The sequence below is a fragment of the Nitrososphaera viennensis EN76 genome, from assembly GCF_000698785.1.
Lineage (GTDB): Archaea > Thermoproteota > Nitrososphaeria > Nitrososphaerales > Nitrososphaeraceae > Nitrososphaera > Nitrososphaera viennensis.
Window position 1 is genome coordinate 1,002,786 of record NZ_CP007536.1, and the last position, 17,890, is coordinate 1,020,675.

Consider the following 17,890-nt stretch of genomic DNA (forward strand, 5'->3'; position numbering starts at 1 on the left):
AGCTAGCTAGGCGTTTTTCAGGGGCGCTATCAGGTGCATCGGCTTTACCAGGTCCGCAATGTCGACCCAGCAGCGCGCTATTCTGTCCAGAGAGTAAGTAAGGTTCAGCACCGCGACCGTCGACTCGGGGCTCTTGTTGTCCGCGTTGGCCGAGGCCTCTTTGATCGAGCTCATGATCTCGTTGAATTTGCCGTACATGTTGACCACCTCCACAGAGTCGGCACGGTTCTTGCCGGCAAACGCCGCCACCGCCTTTTCCTGCATCTTTTCCACAAGCTCGCCGGCCTGCACAAACCTGTCAATGAGGGCAAGCCTGGCAAAGTCCTGCATAGGCGCAAGGTCGACAATAAAATCGCCGGCGCTTTCAAGCAGGTTTGCCGCGATCCTGTAGTCGAGGATGTCGATGTTGCTCAGGTTGAGTTTTCCGGCAAGCTGCTGGTCCATCATGGCGCTCCTTATGAGGCGCACCAGCAAAAAGTATTGCCGGTCGACCTCGTCGTCGCGCCCGCCTATCGAGCGCTTGGCGATGTTCTCTCGCTCCTTTATCGCTTCAAGCATCTCGCGGAACATGCCGGCTACAAGCGAGTTCATCCGGCGCAGGATCTTTTCGGCGTCAAGAGTGTTTGGGTCAAGCAGGAACTGCGACGAGATGGTCTGCCGGTCCTCTTCCACTATCTCCAGGCCCACCAGCTTTCTCATCGCCCGCTTGAAGCGCTCGGCGTCCTCGTACGTTATCGAGCCGGCCGCCTTTACCCGTATCACGTCATAGCCAAGCAGGTACGCTCCGTACACCTGGTTGACAAGCGAGTCCATCGAAGCCGGCGAGTACTGGATGGTCACCTCTTTGGTGCTCTCGGCCTCCTCGCCGGACGGAAATATCGAAATAGTGTTGTCCCTGTTGATGTTTACAGGCACGATGCTGCCTTTTCTTAGGTTGTTGTCCTTGACCCACTGGCTCGGGAGCGAAATGAGGATGCTGCTTCCAATCTGCTGGAGGCGCCTTGCGTATCTCACCATAAATAGTATAAACTCATTTAAACTAATTAAACATTATTTTTATATTTACTGACTTTTATAAACGGCTATGGCATCTACAGTGGTCACGGCGCCGGCAGCTGTGGCCAAGGCGTTCTCCCCGGGCCACGTCACAGGTTTCTTCGAGATACCGAAACTGCGCGGCACAAGCTCCCCACAGTACAGGGGCTCAAGAGGCGCCGGCTTTTCCATCGACAGGGGCATTTCCACGACCGTCCACGTCTTTGAGGACGGCAGCGGCAGGACGGGCTCTAAAATTTTGATAAACGGCAGGGCCGCCAAGCCAAGGGACGCAGAGGTGTCGCAGTGGATCGTCGACAGGTATGCAGGAGAAAAGAACGCGGACAAGCCGTTCTTTGTAAGGGTCGAGCACGAGATAGACATCCCTGTTGGCTTTGGCCTGGGCTCCAGCGGCGCGGCCGCATTGAGCCTCAGCTATGCGCTCAATGCGGCGCTTGGCTCAAGGCGGAGCATGCAAGAGGCCGCGCAGCTGGCGCACGAGGCCGAAATAGCGTGCAGGACGGGCCTTGGCACCGTGATTGCCGAGTACGCTGGAGGCTTTGAGATGCGCACTGGCGCAGGCGCGCCGGGCATCGGCACGGTCGAGAGGATCCCGCTTGAAGGTCATTACAAAGCGGTGATACTCTGCATATCTCCGATCTCTACCAAGGCTTTCCTTGCAAACCGCATGGACACGATAAACGGCCTTGGGGGCAAGATGCTTGACAGACTTGCAGAGACGAGAAGCGTAGACGACTTTATGAAAATGTCGTACCAGTTTGCCGACACGCTCGGGCTCACTGAAGGCAGGTGCAGGGCACCGGTGCGCGCATTGAGGGAGGCAGGGTTTGAGTGCAGCGTCGCCCTGTTTGGCGAGACCGTGTTTACAATAGTGCCGGAGGCCCGCGCAGGCGAAGCGGCAGGCGTTCTGCAGAAATTTTTTGAGGGCACGCTGCTTGTCTGCGACATTGACGGCAGGGGCGCAAGGGTCCTCTGAGATGATACCGCAGGACCACCCGCGCGCCGAGTCGCTGCATACAAGGGAGATGCTGGTCGACGGATTCAGGCGCAAGCTGGTAGTTGCAGAGGGCCTGATAGCGCACGGCAGGGGAGAGGCCTACGACTATTTGATCGGCGAGCGCACCAGCGCAGTTGCAAAAAAGGCCATACGCGCGGCTGCCGCAGCGCTCCTCCTGCCAGACAAGAGGGCGGTGCTTTCAGTCAACGGCAACGCGGCCGCCCTGTGCCCAAAAGAGATAGTGGAACTGTCCGGGATCACGGGCGCGGCGATCGAGGTGAACCTGTTCTACCGCACCGAGGAAAGGGAATACGCCATCAAGGCCGAGCTGGAGAGGCACGGCGCAAGAAACGTGCTTGGAGTCGGCCCGCGCGCGTCTGCCAAGATACCCGAGCTTTCAAGCGAGCGCAGGCGCGTCGACCCGGACGGGATATTTGCGGCAGACACGGTCTTTGTGCCGCTTGAAGACGGCGACAGGACGGAGGCGCTTGCAAGGATGGGCAAGACCGTGATCACGGTGGACCTGAACCCGCTTTCAAGGACGGCCAGGGCCGCGCACGTGACCATAGTGGACAATTTGGTAAGGGCCATGCCGGCGCTTGTGCATGAGGCGCAGGCGCTAAAAGGCAGGGACGAAAAGTCGCTCAAAAAGATTGTCAGCGCGTTTGACAACGAAAAGAACCTTGCACAGTCGCTCAAGAAAATAAGGGGAGGAATATGATGACGCAGGCCAGAAAGAAGGTAAGCGTAAGCGACCTTGCTTCCATGAAGGGCAAGGAAAAGATCTCGGTCCTCACGGCGTACGACTATTCCACCGCGCTGATATGCGACAGGGCCGGAGTCGACATCCTGCTGGTAGGCGACAGCGCCGGGATGGTGGTCCTTGGGCACCCAAGCACGGTCCCGGTCAACATGCAGGAGATGCTGATGTTCTGCGGCGCGGTGTCAAGGGGGGCCAAGAGGGCGATGATAGTAGGCGACATGCCGTTTGGCTCGTACCAGCCAGGCACGAGCACGGCCATTGAAAACGCGGTCCAGTTCATCAAGGGAGGATGCGACGCGGTGAAACTGGAAGGCGGCGCAGAGATCGCCGACAAGGTAAAAGCCATCGTGGACGCAGGCGTGCCGGTCATGGGCCACATCGGGCTAAAGCCGCAGACGTCGTCGCTGTGGGAGGGCTACCGCCTGCAGGGCAGGACAGCCGAGTCGGCGCGGCGCCTGGTGCAGGACGCGCAGGCGCTTGAAAAGGCAGGCGTTTTTTCGATAGTGCTGGAGATGGTCGCAAGCGAGGTTGCAGAGGTTGTCACCAGAAAGGTGTCCGTGCCCACAATCGGCATAGGCTCCGGCCCGGGTTGCGACGGCCAGGTGCTCGTGCTGCACGACCTGCTTGGGATATACGAGGACATGAAGCCAAAGTTTGTCAAGAGGTACGCCGAGCTTGCCAGGCCGATCCTTGACGCGGTCTTGCGCTACACGCAGGACGTCAAGGCAGGCAAGTTCCCGGAAGAGATCAGCACCTTTCACATGAGCCCCGAGGAGCTGGAGAAATTCAGAGGAAAGAACAAGAAATGAAGCAGCAGCGACGCGGCGTCCACCCGTCAAAGGACATCACGGGCTCTGACGGGAGCGAGCTTGAAGGCAAAAAAATAGTCCTGTGCATAACGGGAAGCGTGGCCGCGTACCGCGCAATAGACCTTGCGCGCCTATTGATGCGCCACGGGGCCGACGTGCACGCAGTCATGAGCGAGGCCACAGCGTCGACGCTTTTGCACCCGGAGATGATGAAGTGGGCAACGGGAAACGAGGTTGTTTCAAGACTCACTGGAAACCTTGAGCACATTGCGCTTGCGGACTATGGCATGTCCGACCTTGTGGTAGTGTACCCGTGCACCGCAAACACGATGGGCAAGATGGCAGCAGGAATCGACGACACGCCGGTGACGTCCGTCCTGAGCGTCGCGCTTGGCTCGAAAATCCCGGTAATCGTCGCCCCTGCGATGCACGAGGCCATGTACGAAAACAGGTTCATCCAGCAGAACGTGAAAAAGCTGCAAGAGTGCGGCATCATGTTTGTCGGCCCGAACATGGAAGAGGGCAAGGCCAAGGCTGCAGAGCCAGAACAGGTGCTTGCGTCCGCGATAGGCGCGCTTGCTGCCAAGGGGCCGCTTGCAGGCAAGCGCGTGCTTGTCACTGCGGGAAGCACTGTCGAGTACATTGACCCCATCCGCGTCATCACCAACACCAGCTCTGGCAAGATGGGCGTCGCAATAGCAAGGGAGGCAGAGAAGATGGGCGCCAAGGTGACGCTTGTGTACGGCCACGGCACGGAAGAAGAGCCTGATGATGTCGCAAGGGTTGTCAGGGTAGACACGAGCGCGCAGATGCGCGGCGCGGTTGTTGCAGAGCTGCTAAAGAAAGAAGAAAAATGCGACGTTGCGATAATGGCGGCCGCAGTGTCAGACTATGCGCCTTCTTCAGCTTCTGCGAAAAAAATAGACACGAGAAACGGCAGCAGGCTGGACCTCTCGCTCGTGGCCACAAAGAAAATAGTCGACGAGGTCAAGAAGGCAAGCAAGGACACTTTTCTTGTCGCGTTCAAGGCAGATTACGGCGCTTCGGACTCTACCCTTGTGGACAAGGCGTACAAAAAGCTGCAAGAGTGCGGGGCGGACCTTGTAGTGGCAAACGACATTGGCCGCGACGGCTCAAAAGCTGGCTCTGACAGGAACGAAGTGTTTATCGTCGATGCAAGGAAAAAGGTTGTGCATGTGCCACTCGACGACAAATCAAAGATCGCAAGGAAATTGCTGGAGCTTGTCTCTGAATCTATAAACGGCAGCAAGGCCGGCAAGTGAGCCTGCAAGCGCCAGCGCTGCGGCCGGGAATTCGGGGATCACCTGCACCGCGCCCGTGGCAAACTCGACTGATTCGGCGTTGCAGCTGGCAGTAAAGTCGTCGCTTCCTGCGTCGTGGTTTGTCTGTATCTCAAAGCCAGCGCTTTTTCCCGGCGCAATCGTGCTTGGCTTTGAATAATCGAACACAGAATCCACAGCTGCCCCCTGCGCGTCGTAGACCACGCAGGCTATTTTGACCTGCGTGGCGTCCCGCTCGACGCTGTTGTTGTAGACGGTCCCCGAGATCACGCCCCTGCCCGGCTGCGGCTCTACCACCAGCTGCAGCGCGTCCTGCTTTGCAGAAGAAGCGGTATTGTACGAAATCACCCGGACTGAATATTCTTTGTCGCGCAGGTTGCCGTTGTCGTCGCCAAGCAGGAGGCTAAAGCCGGAGGTCATGTGGGGCATCAATATCCCCATCGTGGTGTAGATACGCTCCTCCCGGAACAGCCTGTCGCCATCGAAAAAGTTGACGTCGATTGCCACGCGTTCAAGCGGCACGTTGCCGGCGTTCTGCACTTCGCCTACCAGGTTGGCATCGCCCTGATAGTCCACATACCGGCCTGTCGAGAGCACGGCGACGTCCCTTTCTGTGACGTAAAGCCTTGTCGCGGCTTTTTCCTCGCCGTTGACGTAGAGCCGGGCGGTGTAGGCCCCAGCTTTTAGCGTGCCGATGTCCTGCTCAAGCAGGTGCCTCTTCAACACCTGTGCGCAGATTGTTTCCGGCGCAGGCGGCGTGACCTTGACGCTTATCGATATGTCGCTTTCTGATTTTTCAAAATCCTGCATCTCCACGCCATAGCAGGGAGTGGGAGTAGTCAGAGACACCTTTGCAGTCACCAGGCTTTTCTCGGTTGGCACTTCGGGATAAAACCATAGCCGTTCTTCAAAAGACTGCGCGCTGGCAGGAAGCGTAATAGCTGCTGTCATCATGCCTGCGACGATGACAATAACAGCAACAAGCGCGGCGACTGCCAGGGCGGCCTTCATATACCAATCCATAATCTGCAGGGCAGCTTCTTTACCGTTGTGATGCCGGCCTACAGTACCACCAGGTCTTTGGTGAACCTGTTTAGCACCTTGGGCTTTCCGCCGGTGACAAGTATGCTGTCCTCTATCCTGACCCCGAACTTGCCTTCAAGGTAGATTCCCGGCTCGACTGTCACCGCCATGTTCTTTTGCAGCACCTCCTCGTTTGTCGCGCGCACCCAGGGAGGCTCGTGCACGTCAAGGCCGATGCCGTGGCCGGTAGAGTGTATGAACTGCTTTTCATAGCCGCGCTCTCTTATCAAATCCCTGCACGCCGCGTCGACCTGGCCGCACGTGGCGCCCGCCACCGCGGCGTCAAGGCCGGCCTTTTGCGACTCTTGCACTATTTCATAGACGCGTACCATCTCTGCCGTCGGCTTGCCGAGGGCAAACGTGCGCGTCGCATCCGCAATGTATCCCTGGTGGCGGAGCGTCAGGTCGACTACTATCATGTCCTTGCTGCGAAACTTGCGGCCGGTCACCTCGGCGTGCGGAAGCGCGCCGTTTGGCCCGCCTGCGATTATCAGCGGGTTCAGCGTGGACTTGTACGAGGGCGGGTTTGCGCCCATCTTCAGCCCCTCGTAGACAAGTTTTGCCTGGAGGTCGCGCTCTGTCATGCCTGCCTTTATCTCGTCTGCACAGACTTTGTACAGCCTGTCAAGTATGCGCGACGCTTTTGCTATCACCTCCATCTCGGCCTCGTCCTTTATCCTGCGCGTGAGAAAGAACGGCTCTGTGTCGACAACGACGTTCCCCTGCAGCCTTCTCACGTGCTCGACTGTACTGTAGTCGCTGCAGTCGGTGCACGCCTGCTTGTTCTTTATCTGTGAAACAAAAGTCGCCAAGAGCTCGCTTCCCCTCTCTGTCGGGACGACCTCGCAGTCTATCGACGACTGCTGGGCGCGCGAGTATTCCAGCTTGGGCGCCACGAGTTTCGTGCCATTGTCGGTGCATACCGCGATAGCTTCTCCCCAAAAGCCGGTGAGGTAGAACACGTTTTCCGGCTCAAACGCCGCCACTGCGTTGCAGCCGGCCTTTGCGGCATGCTGCAAGAGGCGCGACCTGCGCTCTTTCATCATCATCATAATCATATATACACTTCAGATTGAAAGCCCGGTTTTTATAAAATGTTGTTGCCAAGGCGAATATTCTGGTGCGGGCGAGGCTCTTTATTTTTTCACCTGCTCCACCATCAGCAGCAGCATCGATGCTGTGGCAGCAGAATGATGATCCTAGGCCGATCCAGCATAAGCTGCCCCAGTGGCTCTCGACGACATCGGCATCCCGAATTTCTCTGCGATGTTCTTGTACATGTCCAGCTCCTGCGAGGACAGGGGCCTTACCTTTTTCATCGCGTCCCTGAAATGCTGCATTTTTACTTTCAGGTCCTTGGCATGGCTTTCTGCTTCCTTGGCGTCATCGCTGTATTTTGCAATGTGCTCACGCAGAGCCAGCATCACGGCGGCAGACGCGACCGACGCAATGTCTGCGCCGGTGTAGCCTTCCATGTCCCCTGCAAGCTTCCCGATGTCTACGTCCTTGTCAAGCGGCTTTTTCTTTGTGTGGATTTTGAGTATCTGCAGCCTCGACTCCTTGTCAGGGGGCGGGACGTACAGCAGCCTGTCAAACCTGCCGGGCCTGAGGAGCGCAGGGTCCATGATGTCCGGCCGGTTTGTAGCGGCTATCACCACGACGTTTGTCAGTATCTCGAGGCCGTCAAGCTCTGTCAGCATCTGGCTTATCACCCTCTCTGTTACGTGCGAGTCGCCAAAACTCCCTCCCCGGACAGGAGCTATGGCGTCTATCTCGTCAAAGAATATGATGCAAGGCGCCGCCTGCCTTGCCTTTCTAAATATCTCCCTGACGCCTTTTTCGGACTCGCCGACCCACTTGCTCAAAAGCTCCGGCCCCTTTATGCTGATAAAATTGGCCTCGCTTTCGTTTGCGGCCGCCTTGGCAAGGAGCGTCTTGCCGGTGCCCGGAGGCCCGTACAGGAGGATGCCTTTTGGAGGGGTTGCATCAGAATAGGAAAACAGCCCCTGGTACTTTAGCGGCCATTCCACGGCTTCGCGGAGCTCCTGCTTTACGCCTTGCAGGCCGCCCACGTCGGCCCACTGGACGTCCGGGACTTCAACAAACACCTCCCTCATTGCAGAGGGCTCCATCTCCTTTACCACGTCCATGAAATCTTGCATCTTTACAATAATCTTGTTCAGTGTTTCGCCGGGGATGCTTTCCGCAGACACGTCGATCTCTGGAAGGACGCGCCGCAGCGCGCGCATCGCGGCTTCCTTTGCAAGCGCCTGCAGGTCGGCCCCGACAAAGCCGTGCGAGATGTCTGCTAGCTTTTCCAGGTTCACGTCCTTGTCAAGGGGCATCCCCCTCGTGTGGATCTGCAGAACTTCCAGCCTGCCGTCCCTGTCTGGCACCCCGATCTCTATTTCGCGGTCAAACCTGCCCGGCCTTCTGAGCGCGGGGTCGATCGCGTTTATCCTGTTGGTGGCGCCGATTACGACCACCTTGCCCCTTGCATTCAGCCCGTCCATCAGCGACAGAAGTTGCGCCACCACCCTGCGCTCGACCTCGCCGCTGACCTCCTCCCTTTTTGGTGCGATAGAGTCCAGCTCGTCTATGAAGATTATTGACGGCGCGTTCTTTTGCGCCTCCTCAAAGATGTTGCGCAGCCTCTCCTCGCTTTCGCCGTAGTACTTGCTCATGATCTCCGGCCCGCCTATCGAGTAAAAGTTGGCCTGGGTCTCGTTGGCCACCGCTTTTGCAAGCAATGTTTTACCAGTGCCGGGCGGGCCGTGCAGTATGACGCCCTTTGGCGCCTCGACTCCAAGCCTCCTGAAAAGCTCCGGGTGGCGCAGGGGGAGCTCTATCATCTCCCTTACTTTTGTCACCTCGTCCCTCAGGCCGCCAATGTCCTCGTACGTGATGGCAGGGATTCCGGCTTCTTTTGCTGCTGCAGCCGCGTTGGCGCTTTCCTCGGACACCGACACCTCCGTCGAAGGCTCGATTATGACAGGCCCGGACGGGCTTGTAGAGATGACGACCAGGTCGACCCTCTGCCCCATGATGGTGAGCGGAATAGTGTCCCCCTTTGTGACGAGCTGTCCCTGCAAGAACCCTGCGAGATAGTCTTCTGCGCCCAGGATGCGCAGGGGCTCCGTGGGAGCCAGGGCAACGCTCTGCGCCGGCTTTGCCTCCACCTTTCGAATGTCCACGGTGTCGCCGATGCCAATCCCGAGCTTGTTTCTGGCATAGCCGTCAATTCTTATCAGCTCTTTTCCGTTGTCCCTCTGGTACGCAGGCCAGTTGAGGACGGTGGTCTTTCTCTTGCTGGCAGGCGATATGATTTCCAATGCGTCGCCGGTCGTTATGTCAAGCCTTGCGGCCACCTTGGGGTCTATCCTTGCGATCCTCCTTCCGACGTCCCGCGCGTCTGCCTCTGCCACCTTCAGGCTTGCTTTGTTGTTGGCTGACGACATGAACTAGCTGCCACTAACTCCTAGAACAACAACTTTGCAAACAACATGCTTTTTGTTGCTGGTCACAAGGTTACCTTTGGCGTTTCTTTTTCTTATGAGTTATGATTTCCGGCGTATTGTTTCCTGTTCTATTATTTTTATTGCTTCTTCTAGGTGCATCAGGAAGCGCTGCAGTCATTAGCCCGTCTTGCGCTTTTCAAGGATGCATATGCAAAGGAAAGTAAAGTTGTTCATTGCCCCAAGCCTTGACTGTTACATTGCAAGGAGCGACGGGAGCGTCGACTGGCTGTTCACCGACGGCGACTATGGCTATGCAAAGTTTTACGATTCAATCGACACCGTCATCATGGGTAGAGAGACCTACGAAACCGTGCTGAAACTTGAAGAGCACCCGTACAAGGACAAGAAATGCTACGTGTTTACAAGAAACCCGGGTGAGAAATATCGCAACGTGGAATTTGTCTCTGACGTCGTCGGCGTTACAGAAAGCCTTGTCCGTTCTACAGAAGGCAAGGACATCTGGCTTGAGGGAGGCGGCGAGATAAACTCCATCCTGCTTGACGCCGGCCTGATACACGAGATAATCGTATCAGTCCACCCGATAATCCTTGGCAGTGGCATACCTATGTTCAACAACGGCATCAAGCAGGCGGACATGAAGCTTGTCGACCTCGTCAGGTACGACAACGGGCTTGTGCAGATGCACTACCAGCTACTAGATGCCTTGTTGATTTAAATATCGGCCAGCGCGCCATTCCACCCGCTCATGGAATACCTCGTTATGCTTCCCGGTCCTACAAACGTGCCCAACAGGGTGATGAACGCCATGCTTGCGCCTGTGATAAACCACAGGAGTGACGATTTTCGCGTGCTGTACAAGGAGATATTCGAAAAGACCCAGAAGGTCTTCCAGACCACCGGCGACATCGTGCTTCTCACGACGTCTGGCACCGGCGCGGTCGAGGCCTCTGTCGTCAACCTCATAAAAAAGGGCGACAAGGCAGTCATCCCGGTCAACGGCGAGTTCTCCACGAGGCTTGCAGACCTCATCGACAGCTGGGGCGGGCAGGCCATCAGGATAAAGGCGCCCTTTGGCGAGAACCCGCCGTATGAAGAGTTTGAGAAAGCCTTTGACCAGCACAAGGACATCAAGGCGCTGTACGCGGTCTACAACGAGACGTCGACAGGAACCACCGTCCGCTACATGGACAAGCTGGGCGAGCTTGCGTCACGCAAGGGCGCGTTCTTTGTCGCCGACTCGGTTTCAATCCTCGGAGGCGACGAGCTCCCGGTGGACAAGTGGAACATCGACGTCTGCGTGACCGCTTCGCAAAAGGCGCTTGCAGCTCCTCCTGGCGTCTCGCCGGTGTCGGTGAGCGCAAGGGCCAAGAAATACATGCAGGAAAACCCGCCGCCCACGGCCTACCTGAACCTGAAGCGCTACTTCAAGTACCAGGAAGAGCACTTTGAGACGCCGTTCACGCCGGCATTGCCACTGTACTACGCGTTCCGCGAGGCGCTTGACATGATACTTGAAGAAGGCATGGAGAACAGGATAAGGCGCCACAGGATATGCGCCGACGCCTTTTACGCCGGCCTCAACGCGATGGGCCTGACCCCGTTTGCCAAGCCGGACGCAAGGAGCAACGTCGTCATTGCAGTCAACTACTTGCCGGGAATGGACGACAAGAAATTCCGCGGCCTGCTCGGCGAGCAGTTCAAGGTGCTGGTAGCCGGCGGCTTTGGCGACCTGAAGGGCAAGGTGTTCAGGGTCGGCTGCATGGGCGAGGTGCACAGGTACCACGTCATGAGGACGCTGTCGTCAATCGCGTCTGCGATGAACATGATAGGCGTCAAGGCAAACCCGGAAGCAACATCGGTCGCGCTGGACAGGCTCAAGGCTCTCAACTAGAGCCCTCCTCTTTTTACTTCCTACAAATCTATGCACTTTGCTAACTTGCCAACAAGTCGCCGATGAATTTTGCTTGACATTGTTCGCTACCGCTAAATTGATAAATTTCAATCCATTAGGAGTGCCATGCCACCCGGAGTCCAGCTTTCGAAGAGACAGACCATACTTCTAAAACGGTTGGAGCAGCTATGTGAACGAGCAGAGAAGAAAGTACTTCCAGTATATATCGAAGAAATTCGGTGATTCGGGAGCATGTTCAGAGCCAAAGAGAATCCGGGGGATCTCGATTTGCTTGTAAAATTTACGCGGCGTGGAGAGCTCCATGGTACATTCAATGATCTAATGACGAAGGTGAAGAGATTCCGAGATCAGTTTCCGTCGCCGATAGAAGCCCTTTCAAGTGTAATCGAGGGCGAACTTGGCAAGGAGACCTCCATCAAGGTAATGGAAGTATTCGGCGACTGGCTTTCGGGGTACACATGGAATAAGGTGTTCAGTGGCTTCTTTCCAGGCGCATCGTATACTTGGGAAACTGTAACTAAGAATGTGCTCAAAAGGGGCATCCCCAAGTAAGCATAGAGCTGATCGATCTCAACTATACTGTGCATCTAAAAGCGAAATCGCTCGTACTATTGTGGAGTAGGAAAACCTGGACCTGCATGCTAACATCAACCGGGCATTGTCACCAGAGCATGTTTCTGAATCTATTAGACAAGAAATTCTGAACTTTGACAAGCAGCTTTTCACCTACGGTTTCGAAGCAAAAGTCACAAAAAGGCTATTCGAAGAGCTTCTAGTAACCGAGATACATGCCAGCGAGCACAATGCTATGGAGAAATGGCTGCAGGAAAAGGTCGGACAGTTTTATCCAAACCTATCCAAGGGCTCGATAGCAAAGATTGTTTCAAACATATACATGATTCTTCCCGAAGATCCGGAAATTTGGGGCTCTGTGGAAGGCAACTATGACCACCTTTCACTAGAAGATTCTAAACGAATCGTGGAAGGGAAGCGTTCCGAGGTGGATGCGGTCAGAAAGGAGTTGGAAGTCTTCAGACAGGCGGTAAAGGAGCTGGCACATTGGAAATCAGACCGGCTCTCAGAGTCACCTTGGATTTCAAAGATTCCGGTTAAGAAATGGGTTACAAAGCAGTGTCTTGAAAGGATCCCGAAAAAGCTGGTCGATGAACAAGAAATCCGTGAGAATTTGAGAAAATTGGACCTACCCGAAGCTGAAGTATTGGCTGACAAACGATTTGGAAAAACCACGTATTCAATACCGGAGAATGCAGAGGAAGCCGCGGAAATCAGGAACAGATTCGATAATGTAGAGCTTCAGCGGAGATATAGGCGCCTGCTTCAGCCCATAGCAAGGGATGTTAACAAAGATTTTTCGGTGGAGATTGAGGTGAAAGATAGAATGCCATCACTGGCGCGAGTATGGTATCACTATCGTCACTTTGATTCTGAGCTCCCTCCCCAAGTCACTTCAACTCTGGAATGGATTTCTCCCAGCTGCTTATTGCATCCGCAAGACCATCATAGGATCGAATCTTTGCGAGCCCTGTTGGAAATTGATTTATGTCCTTTATTTTAAAACCATCTTTTCCAGACTCTATCAGAGAATCCGGATCTTCCGGAATGTATTTGCCAACGTGACCAACCTGACCTTCGAAAAGCACCTTGGCGATGGCCATTTTTGAAACATACTGATCCTTTGAAGATTTTTTTCTGAGATATCAGAATTCGGAGGACAGCCGCCTTCTGGGGCATCAGACGACCTTTTTCGCCGATTAGATAGCCTTCTACGATTCCTCTGAAACTCTCATCATCAAGATCCAAAGTATCCAATCTATATCATTGTTATAGTATATTGGTATTTTTGTCGTCTTTTATCTTATACATCCAGGCAGTTTTTCCATGGTATCTATACCTGTCAACATAACCCAATTTGTGCAGCCTATTAAGTCTCTGATAAGCAGCATGGACAGATATGTGGGCATCATAGGCCAGATGCGATACACTTCCATCGATGCCCCATTCTCCATACTTCTTCAAAATTCCAAGTAGCTCTTTTTCGTTGTGGGCTCGCGCTTTTCTGTGATACAATCCCCGTAATTCTACTTTGTTTCCTATCCTTAAGTATGAGTATGGGAGCCGAAGACTAGATTAACAGCTACCTAAATTCCAGCTACTAGGGGTAACACCATTTCATTGTTATACCTTTAGATGTCGCTCAGATTTTAGACGTTACCATAGTTTTGGCAGTTAAAAAGAAACAAATTCTATTATTATCTATAGTGTCCTATAATAGGTAAGAAGATCAGATTTAACTAGTACTAGACATTTCCTTATGAGACAATGAGAAAACCGATACTTATAGGAGCAATCATTGTTGTTGCGACAATAGCAACAGTTTTTGCCACCGCCCGCTCAGGACTATCCGTGCCTTTTGTAGCTGATTATCCTGACAAGATTGACACAACCATCGAAAAGATAGGACAAAACGACACAGCATCGACAGCGCCTACTCTTACAGATGAGGAGAAGAGCAGGGTACTAGAGATAGCAAAGAATGACCCTAGAGTCAAAGCAATCCTAGATCACAGCTCTTGGCAGGCTCTGCTCATTGGCCCTTGGACAGACGAGGGTGTACAAAAAGGCGGAGTTGTTCTAATTCGTCTTGACAAGGCTGTCTGGGCCGAGGGAGAATTTGGTGTTCCAGGAGCAAAGGCATACAGGGCAAGCCTGTGGGTAGGCAACCTGCATGTAAACGTGGATCTGCAAAAGAATGTCGTGGTAGGCGTCGAACCCGGCATAGGAAAACCATCCGGCCCAACTCCTACAAATGAGATCATTGATAACGCAAAGGCAGTTGCAAAGTCAAGGGCAGTAGCGGAACTGAACAACACCAATGTTGAGGCAAAGCTCCTCGCAGTCTATTACAATTCCGAATTCCCGAAAGGCGCTGCAATGTTCGTCATAACCTCTGAACAAGGAGACGAGATGGCGACGGGCGTGGACCTTAGCCAGAACCAGATAATCGAAAAGTACACGGTTCGGGCAGTAAAGTGAGGTGCAAAAGACATGAGAGAATTAAGCAAGATCGGAGCCCTAGCCGCGGCCGCACTGATCGTCGCGCTGGGATTTAGCAGTTCTGCATACGCAGCAAGCACATCGAACCTGGCCATCGTGATAGCCGGCGACGACCGAGTCTACAATTACGACTTTCTGTCGAACACCTCTGCCACCAGCACCAATGTCGACTGGCCGGTGGACATGGTTTTCTGCAATAATGCAAATATCGACAAAATAAAGAACAACATCTACTGGGGAATTGCCGTCTTGGCAAACCCGATGTACTCAAAGATGAGCGACAACAGTGGCGCAACTTATGTTTGGGATACAGATCAGGGCACAAAGCTAGGGTTCTTTTACAGCGCGTGGCTTGGTAGCTATGTGAATTTGCATATGCGCCTGTATGCACCAAATCCTCCTGACTACTTGACAAACAACGCAGGTCTGGGAAAATGGATTGTCGGAACCGCACACTATGATCAGTGGCCGAGTGAATCATGGAGTGGCTACAGCGAATATGCAGAGGCTGACTTGTCTGCAATAGCCCTTGGCAAAGGCTATCCAGTACTATCTGAAAACATGAACTGGTTCAACGCAGAGTCGTTCCGCCAAGAAGGCAGTCACTACTGGCTGAACTCAGGGTACGCAACACGTGTTTGCGTATCCTGACCTTCCTCTTTTTTGACGAAATGTGTACTTTCCTTTTAACAGACTCCTATAATCACCTACATACATAACCCTCAAGACTAAATTTGACAGTACTAGCTATCTACCACAATCTTTCTATTTACTTCATAGGGCATTTGAGCTTCCGTATTGACGGTTACTGTTAGTTTGTAAATTCCCGCTTCGTCAGCACGAATAGGTGCCCGCCGATCTTTATCCCGTGGGAAATGCAGGACTTGCTCGGTATATTTTGGCCGTTCTGTCGGCAGTGGCGACATAAAGGCCATGTCGTAAATCTTGTTTTTTGCGTCCTTTTCGTTTGTTATCTTCACACGCGGAAATCCATTGCCACTCAAAATGCCTTTGATGATTACAGAGAACTCTATCGGCTCGTTAATCCTGTATCTTTCTTTGATCCCTTCAATACCGATAGCCACCATCAGTAACGAGAAGTTAAATCAGTCGAATAACCTTTGTGGAATGCGCCTGACTGAACACCCTATGACCTGTCATGGCTCTGGTAGGAAATAGCCCGATTCTTGAACTGCGTATCTAGGGGAATCACAGGTTTTGCGACAGAACCCGACAATAACTTCCTTAACAAAGCTTTCAGATTCTGAAAGCGAAGGAGAAAAAAATGGTTATCCACCGTCCTCCGCACGATATTATAGCATAACGTGCCTTATGGAAGGTCAGGATGTAGAGCAGAAGGATCACGGGCTAGAGCCTTTTGGATAAAAGCTCAAAAGCAAGAGACAGATTGAATTATGGACTGTGAAAATTAGTTCCTCTGAATCAAACTGCGATTGTTGAAAGGCGCTTGCCTCACGAATTACAGCAAGACTCAGAAGTTATTATTGACGTCAGCTAAAAGATTAACATCAAGAATCTAGTTTGCCATTTTTTGATGCTCTTACAATTCTGGCTAAGGCTGCTATGGCTGAAATGGCTATTCCTGAAATGACCATTACAGCAGTAACAGATGACATTTCCGGCGTGGTGACCAATGAAAATTTAGCCTCAGCTTCGCTTGGGACGAAGTTGATATACGATATACTTGACTTGACTGTATATTCATCCTTGCTCTCAAAAATGTACGCTCCTGTCTGGACGCCGGTTGGGGTAAATATTTGCATGGGGTATGCAGAGTTCCCTTTTGAATCTGTAACCGAAAAGACCTGAGTGATGTTCCCCTGGTTCCTGCCAGTCTCTGGATTGATAAAGATGACTTTGAACCATGTCTCCTTATGCGCAGAAGGAGCTGCAGGAGTCCATGACACCTGTACGTCCAGGCTGTTTCCTAGGCTATCAGTCATCGTCATGATGTCGTCTGTAACATACACGTCGCCGTCTATCGAAGGATAATCAACTGATTTGAAATGGTACGTCCCCGGTTGCTCAAACCTGTAAGAATAGTGGCTATTCGGCTCAATGGAGCCTGAATTGGAAACCAAGGTGCCGTTCTGGAGAGTTATGTCTAGTCTATGGACAACATTATCAGCATTGAGCCACTTTAATTCTTGTCCGGTTTTAAGGGGATAGAAAAGGACATCCGGGCCGGGCCTATCGTCTATGGGAGCATAGTATCTTTGTATTGTAATCATTTCTTCCGCGTTTGCTGGAACCAAAGTGATTGCAATTAAAAGGAGAATGGCAAATACCGACAAAAAATGTACGGCCCTGATTCGCGCTGGCTTGTCTATCACAATAATATGTTTCCGGAAAATGGAAACAACGATTATCTTAATTACTTTTACTATGTAATATGTGTCTGCCGTCTCTCAATTCTTAATAAAAAGATAGGTTCACGTAGTAAAAGCACCATACGACAGAAAGGCAGAAGCCAACGGGGCGGTTACAAAAAGCCCAAAATTTTCTTATAGATAATTTAACAGTTGTCTTTTTATAGAAAAAACAGGAGGGTGTATCGATGAATGGGGGTATCTGTCATATCATTCACAAAAAAGAAACTTGTGACAGATAGTACCATTATAGAGGTATGTTATATAGTACTTCTCCGGATGATAAAGCGATGAAAGTCCTTACGGCGGAAAAAGCGAACAGTCCGTGGGAAGGCATAAGTACTGAACTCAACATATCGTGAGCAAAATGCGCAAAATCTTTATTTTTTTTATTTAGCCTCGTCGGAATTTCTGCTGCGAGCGCGGTTGGTTATATTGCTATGAATAATCCATCTTCTGCAGTCCAGCCCACTTCTGGATTCGTACCAAAGCAACTCATAGTACAAATTGGTTCGGATGCATCAAAATCGGGAGAGACTCTGCCAGTAAACGTTAATCAGCAAATCAGCCCTAGCGGACCGGTCGATTCCATAACACTGATCGAAATAATGCCAGATTGGAATGTTACAGATACCAATACGCATGACTTTTCAATCGTGGACGCCAATAACAAATCTGCGATAAGGGTGGGAGAACCAATTGTCCACGAAGCAGCCTTGGCAAGACTGAAAGTAAATTGTGGCGTTGGCGACGATAGGGTGGCGCTTTTTCCGCGGCCCATAACCGTGCGGCTTGCCAGTGACACAAATGGCGATCTGCTGATAAAATATTCTCTGACAGGATTGAATCCCAAAGCTGATGGAACATACGAATTGAAATTTGCATCAGTTTATCCGACCAAAGTCGTTCTGCCACAAAACGCAGACATCACAACTAATCATTCTGCGGAATGCAATGGCCAGTACGAAGACTTTGGTAAAATATTTGTCTATGACATGGTTTTTAGATTGAGGTAAAACCCTCAC

General features: G+C 52.6%; 17 protein-coding genes. 11 read left to right on the forward strand and 6 right to left on the reverse strand.

The window, feature by feature from the left end; genetic code table 11:
• Nucleotides 1-6: 6 nt before the first annotated feature.
• Nucleotides 7-1,017: a PhoU domain-containing protein gene (locus tag NVIE_RS05740; RefSeq protein WP_075054428.1), complete on the reverse strand. Its 1,011-nt coding sequence runs from the start codon at nt 1,015-1,017 to the stop codon at nt 7-9.
• Between the two features lie 67 nt (nt 1,018-1,084).
• Between NVIE_RS05740 and NVIE_RS05745 the strand changes: the two genes are divergently transcribed.
• Genes NVIE_RS05745 through coaBC form a run of 4 tightly spaced genes read left to right on the forward strand, consistent with a single transcriptional unit; the run spans nt 1,085 to nt 4,908 of the window.
• Nucleotides 1,085-2,032 carry a pantoate kinase gene (locus tag NVIE_RS05745; protein ID WP_075054429.1) on the forward strand — a complete coding sequence of 316 codons (948 nt, stop codon included), beginning with the start codon at nt 1,085-1,087 and terminating at the stop codon, nt 2,030-2,032.
• A gap of 1 nt (nt 2,033) precedes the next feature.
• Entirely contained in the window at nt 2,034-2,774 is a 741-nt protein-coding gene (locus tag NVIE_RS05750; protein ID WP_075054430.1) for a 4-phosphopantoate--beta-alanine ligase, read from the forward strand.
• Entirely contained in the window at nt 2,771-3,625 is an 855-nt protein-coding gene (gene panB / locus NVIE_RS05755) for a 3-methyl-2-oxobutanoate hydroxymethyltransferase (protein WP_227717493.1), read from the forward strand. Before NVIE_RS05750 ends, panB begins: the two co-directional genes overlap by 4 nt.
• Nucleotides 3,622-4,908, forward strand: a complete 1,287-nt coding sequence (coaBC, locus tag NVIE_RS05760; protein ID WP_075054431.1) for a bifunctional phosphopantothenoylcysteine decarboxylase/phosphopantothenate--cysteine ligase CoaBC — start codon at nt 3,622-3,624, stop codon at nt 4,906-4,908. Before panB ends, coaBC begins: the two co-directional genes overlap by 4 nt.
• Here coaBC and NVIE_RS05765 read toward each other — a convergent pair.
• The 3 genes from NVIE_RS05765 to NVIE_RS05775 form a co-directional block, all read right to left on the reverse strand.
• The gene (locus NVIE_RS05765) at nt 4,840-5,937 is read right to left on the reverse strand and encodes an FxLYD domain-containing protein (protein ID WP_075054432.1); all 1,098 of its coding nucleotides are present in this window, start codon (nt 5,935-5,937) and stop codon (nt 4,840-4,842) included. The genes coaBC and NVIE_RS05765 overlap by 69 nt on opposite strands.
• 50 nt (nt 5,938-5,987) lie before the next feature.
• Nucleotides 5,988-7,061, reverse strand: a complete 1,074-nt coding sequence (locus NVIE_RS05770; RefSeq protein ID WP_227717494.1) for a M24 family metallopeptidase — start codon at nt 7,059-7,061, stop codon at nt 5,988-5,990.
• A 147-nt stretch (nt 7,062-7,208) separates the two neighbouring features.
• On the reverse strand, nt 7,209-9,467 hold the full coding sequence (locus NVIE_RS05775) for a CDC48 family AAA ATPase (protein ID WP_075054433.1): 2,259 nt from the start codon (nt 9,465-9,467) through the stop codon (nt 7,209-7,211).
• Nucleotides 9,468-9,675: 208 nt separating this feature from the next.
• On the opposite strand from NVIE_RS05775, the gene NVIE_RS05780 reads away from it, so the two are divergent.
• From NVIE_RS05780 to NVIE_RS05810, 6 genes are all read left to right on the forward strand, one after another.
• Nucleotides 9,676-10,203 carry a dihydrofolate reductase family protein gene (locus NVIE_RS05780; RefSeq protein ID WP_075056023.1) on the forward strand — a complete coding sequence of 176 codons (528 nt, stop codon included), beginning with the start codon at nt 9,676-9,678 and terminating at the stop codon, nt 10,201-10,203.
• A 30-nt stretch (nt 10,204-10,233) separates the two neighbouring features.
• Nucleotides 10,234-11,379 carry a pyridoxal-phosphate-dependent aminotransferase family protein gene (locus NVIE_RS05785; protein WP_075054434.1) on the forward strand — a complete coding sequence of 382 codons (1,146 nt, stop codon included), beginning with the start codon at nt 10,234-10,236 and terminating at the stop codon, nt 11,377-11,379.
• 252 nt (nt 11,380-11,631) lie between these two features.
• On the forward strand, nt 11,632-11,952 hold the full coding sequence (locus NVIE_RS05790; RefSeq protein WP_075054435.1) for a hypothetical protein: 321 nt from the start codon (nt 11,632-11,634) through the stop codon (nt 11,950-11,952).
• A gap of 106 nt (nt 11,953-12,058) precedes the next feature.
• A complete protein-coding gene (locus NVIE_RS05795; RefSeq protein ID WP_075054436.1) occupies nt 12,059-12,976 on the forward strand; it encodes a hypothetical protein in 918 nt (305 codons plus the stop codon).
• A 764-nt stretch (nt 12,977-13,740) separates the two neighbouring features.
• Entirely contained in the window at nt 13,741-14,454 is a 714-nt protein-coding gene (locus NVIE_RS05805; RefSeq protein WP_144239531.1) for a hypothetical protein, read from the forward strand.
• Between the two features lie 12 nt (nt 14,455-14,466).
• Nucleotides 14,467-15,126 carry a hypothetical protein gene (locus NVIE_RS05810; protein ID WP_084790651.1) on the forward strand — a complete coding sequence of 220 codons (660 nt, stop codon included), beginning with the start codon at nt 14,467-14,469 and terminating at the stop codon, nt 15,124-15,126.
• Between the two features lie 92 nt (nt 15,127-15,218).
• Here the strand turns inward: NVIE_RS05810 and NVIE_RS05815 are convergent, their stop codons facing one another.
• Nucleotides 15,219-15,563 carry a hypothetical protein gene (locus NVIE_RS05815; protein ID WP_075054439.1) on the reverse strand — a complete coding sequence of 115 codons (345 nt, stop codon included), beginning with the start codon at nt 15,561-15,563 and terminating at the stop codon, nt 15,219-15,221.
• A 441-nt stretch (nt 15,564-16,004) separates the two neighbouring features.
• Nucleotides 16,005-16,829 (reverse strand): cupredoxin domain-containing protein, encoded by an 825-nt coding sequence (locus tag NVIE_RS05820; RefSeq protein ID WP_144239532.1) that lies wholly within the window; start codon nt 16,827-16,829, stop codon nt 16,005-16,007.
• A gap of 476 nt (nt 16,830-17,305) precedes the next feature.
• On the opposite strand from NVIE_RS05820, the gene NVIE_RS05825 reads away from it, so the two are divergent.
• Nucleotides 17,306-17,881 carry a hypothetical protein gene (locus NVIE_RS05825; RefSeq protein WP_075054441.1) on the forward strand — a complete coding sequence of 192 codons (576 nt, stop codon included), beginning with the start codon at nt 17,306-17,308 and terminating at the stop codon, nt 17,879-17,881.
• Nucleotides 17,882-17,890 lie beyond the last annotated feature (9 nt).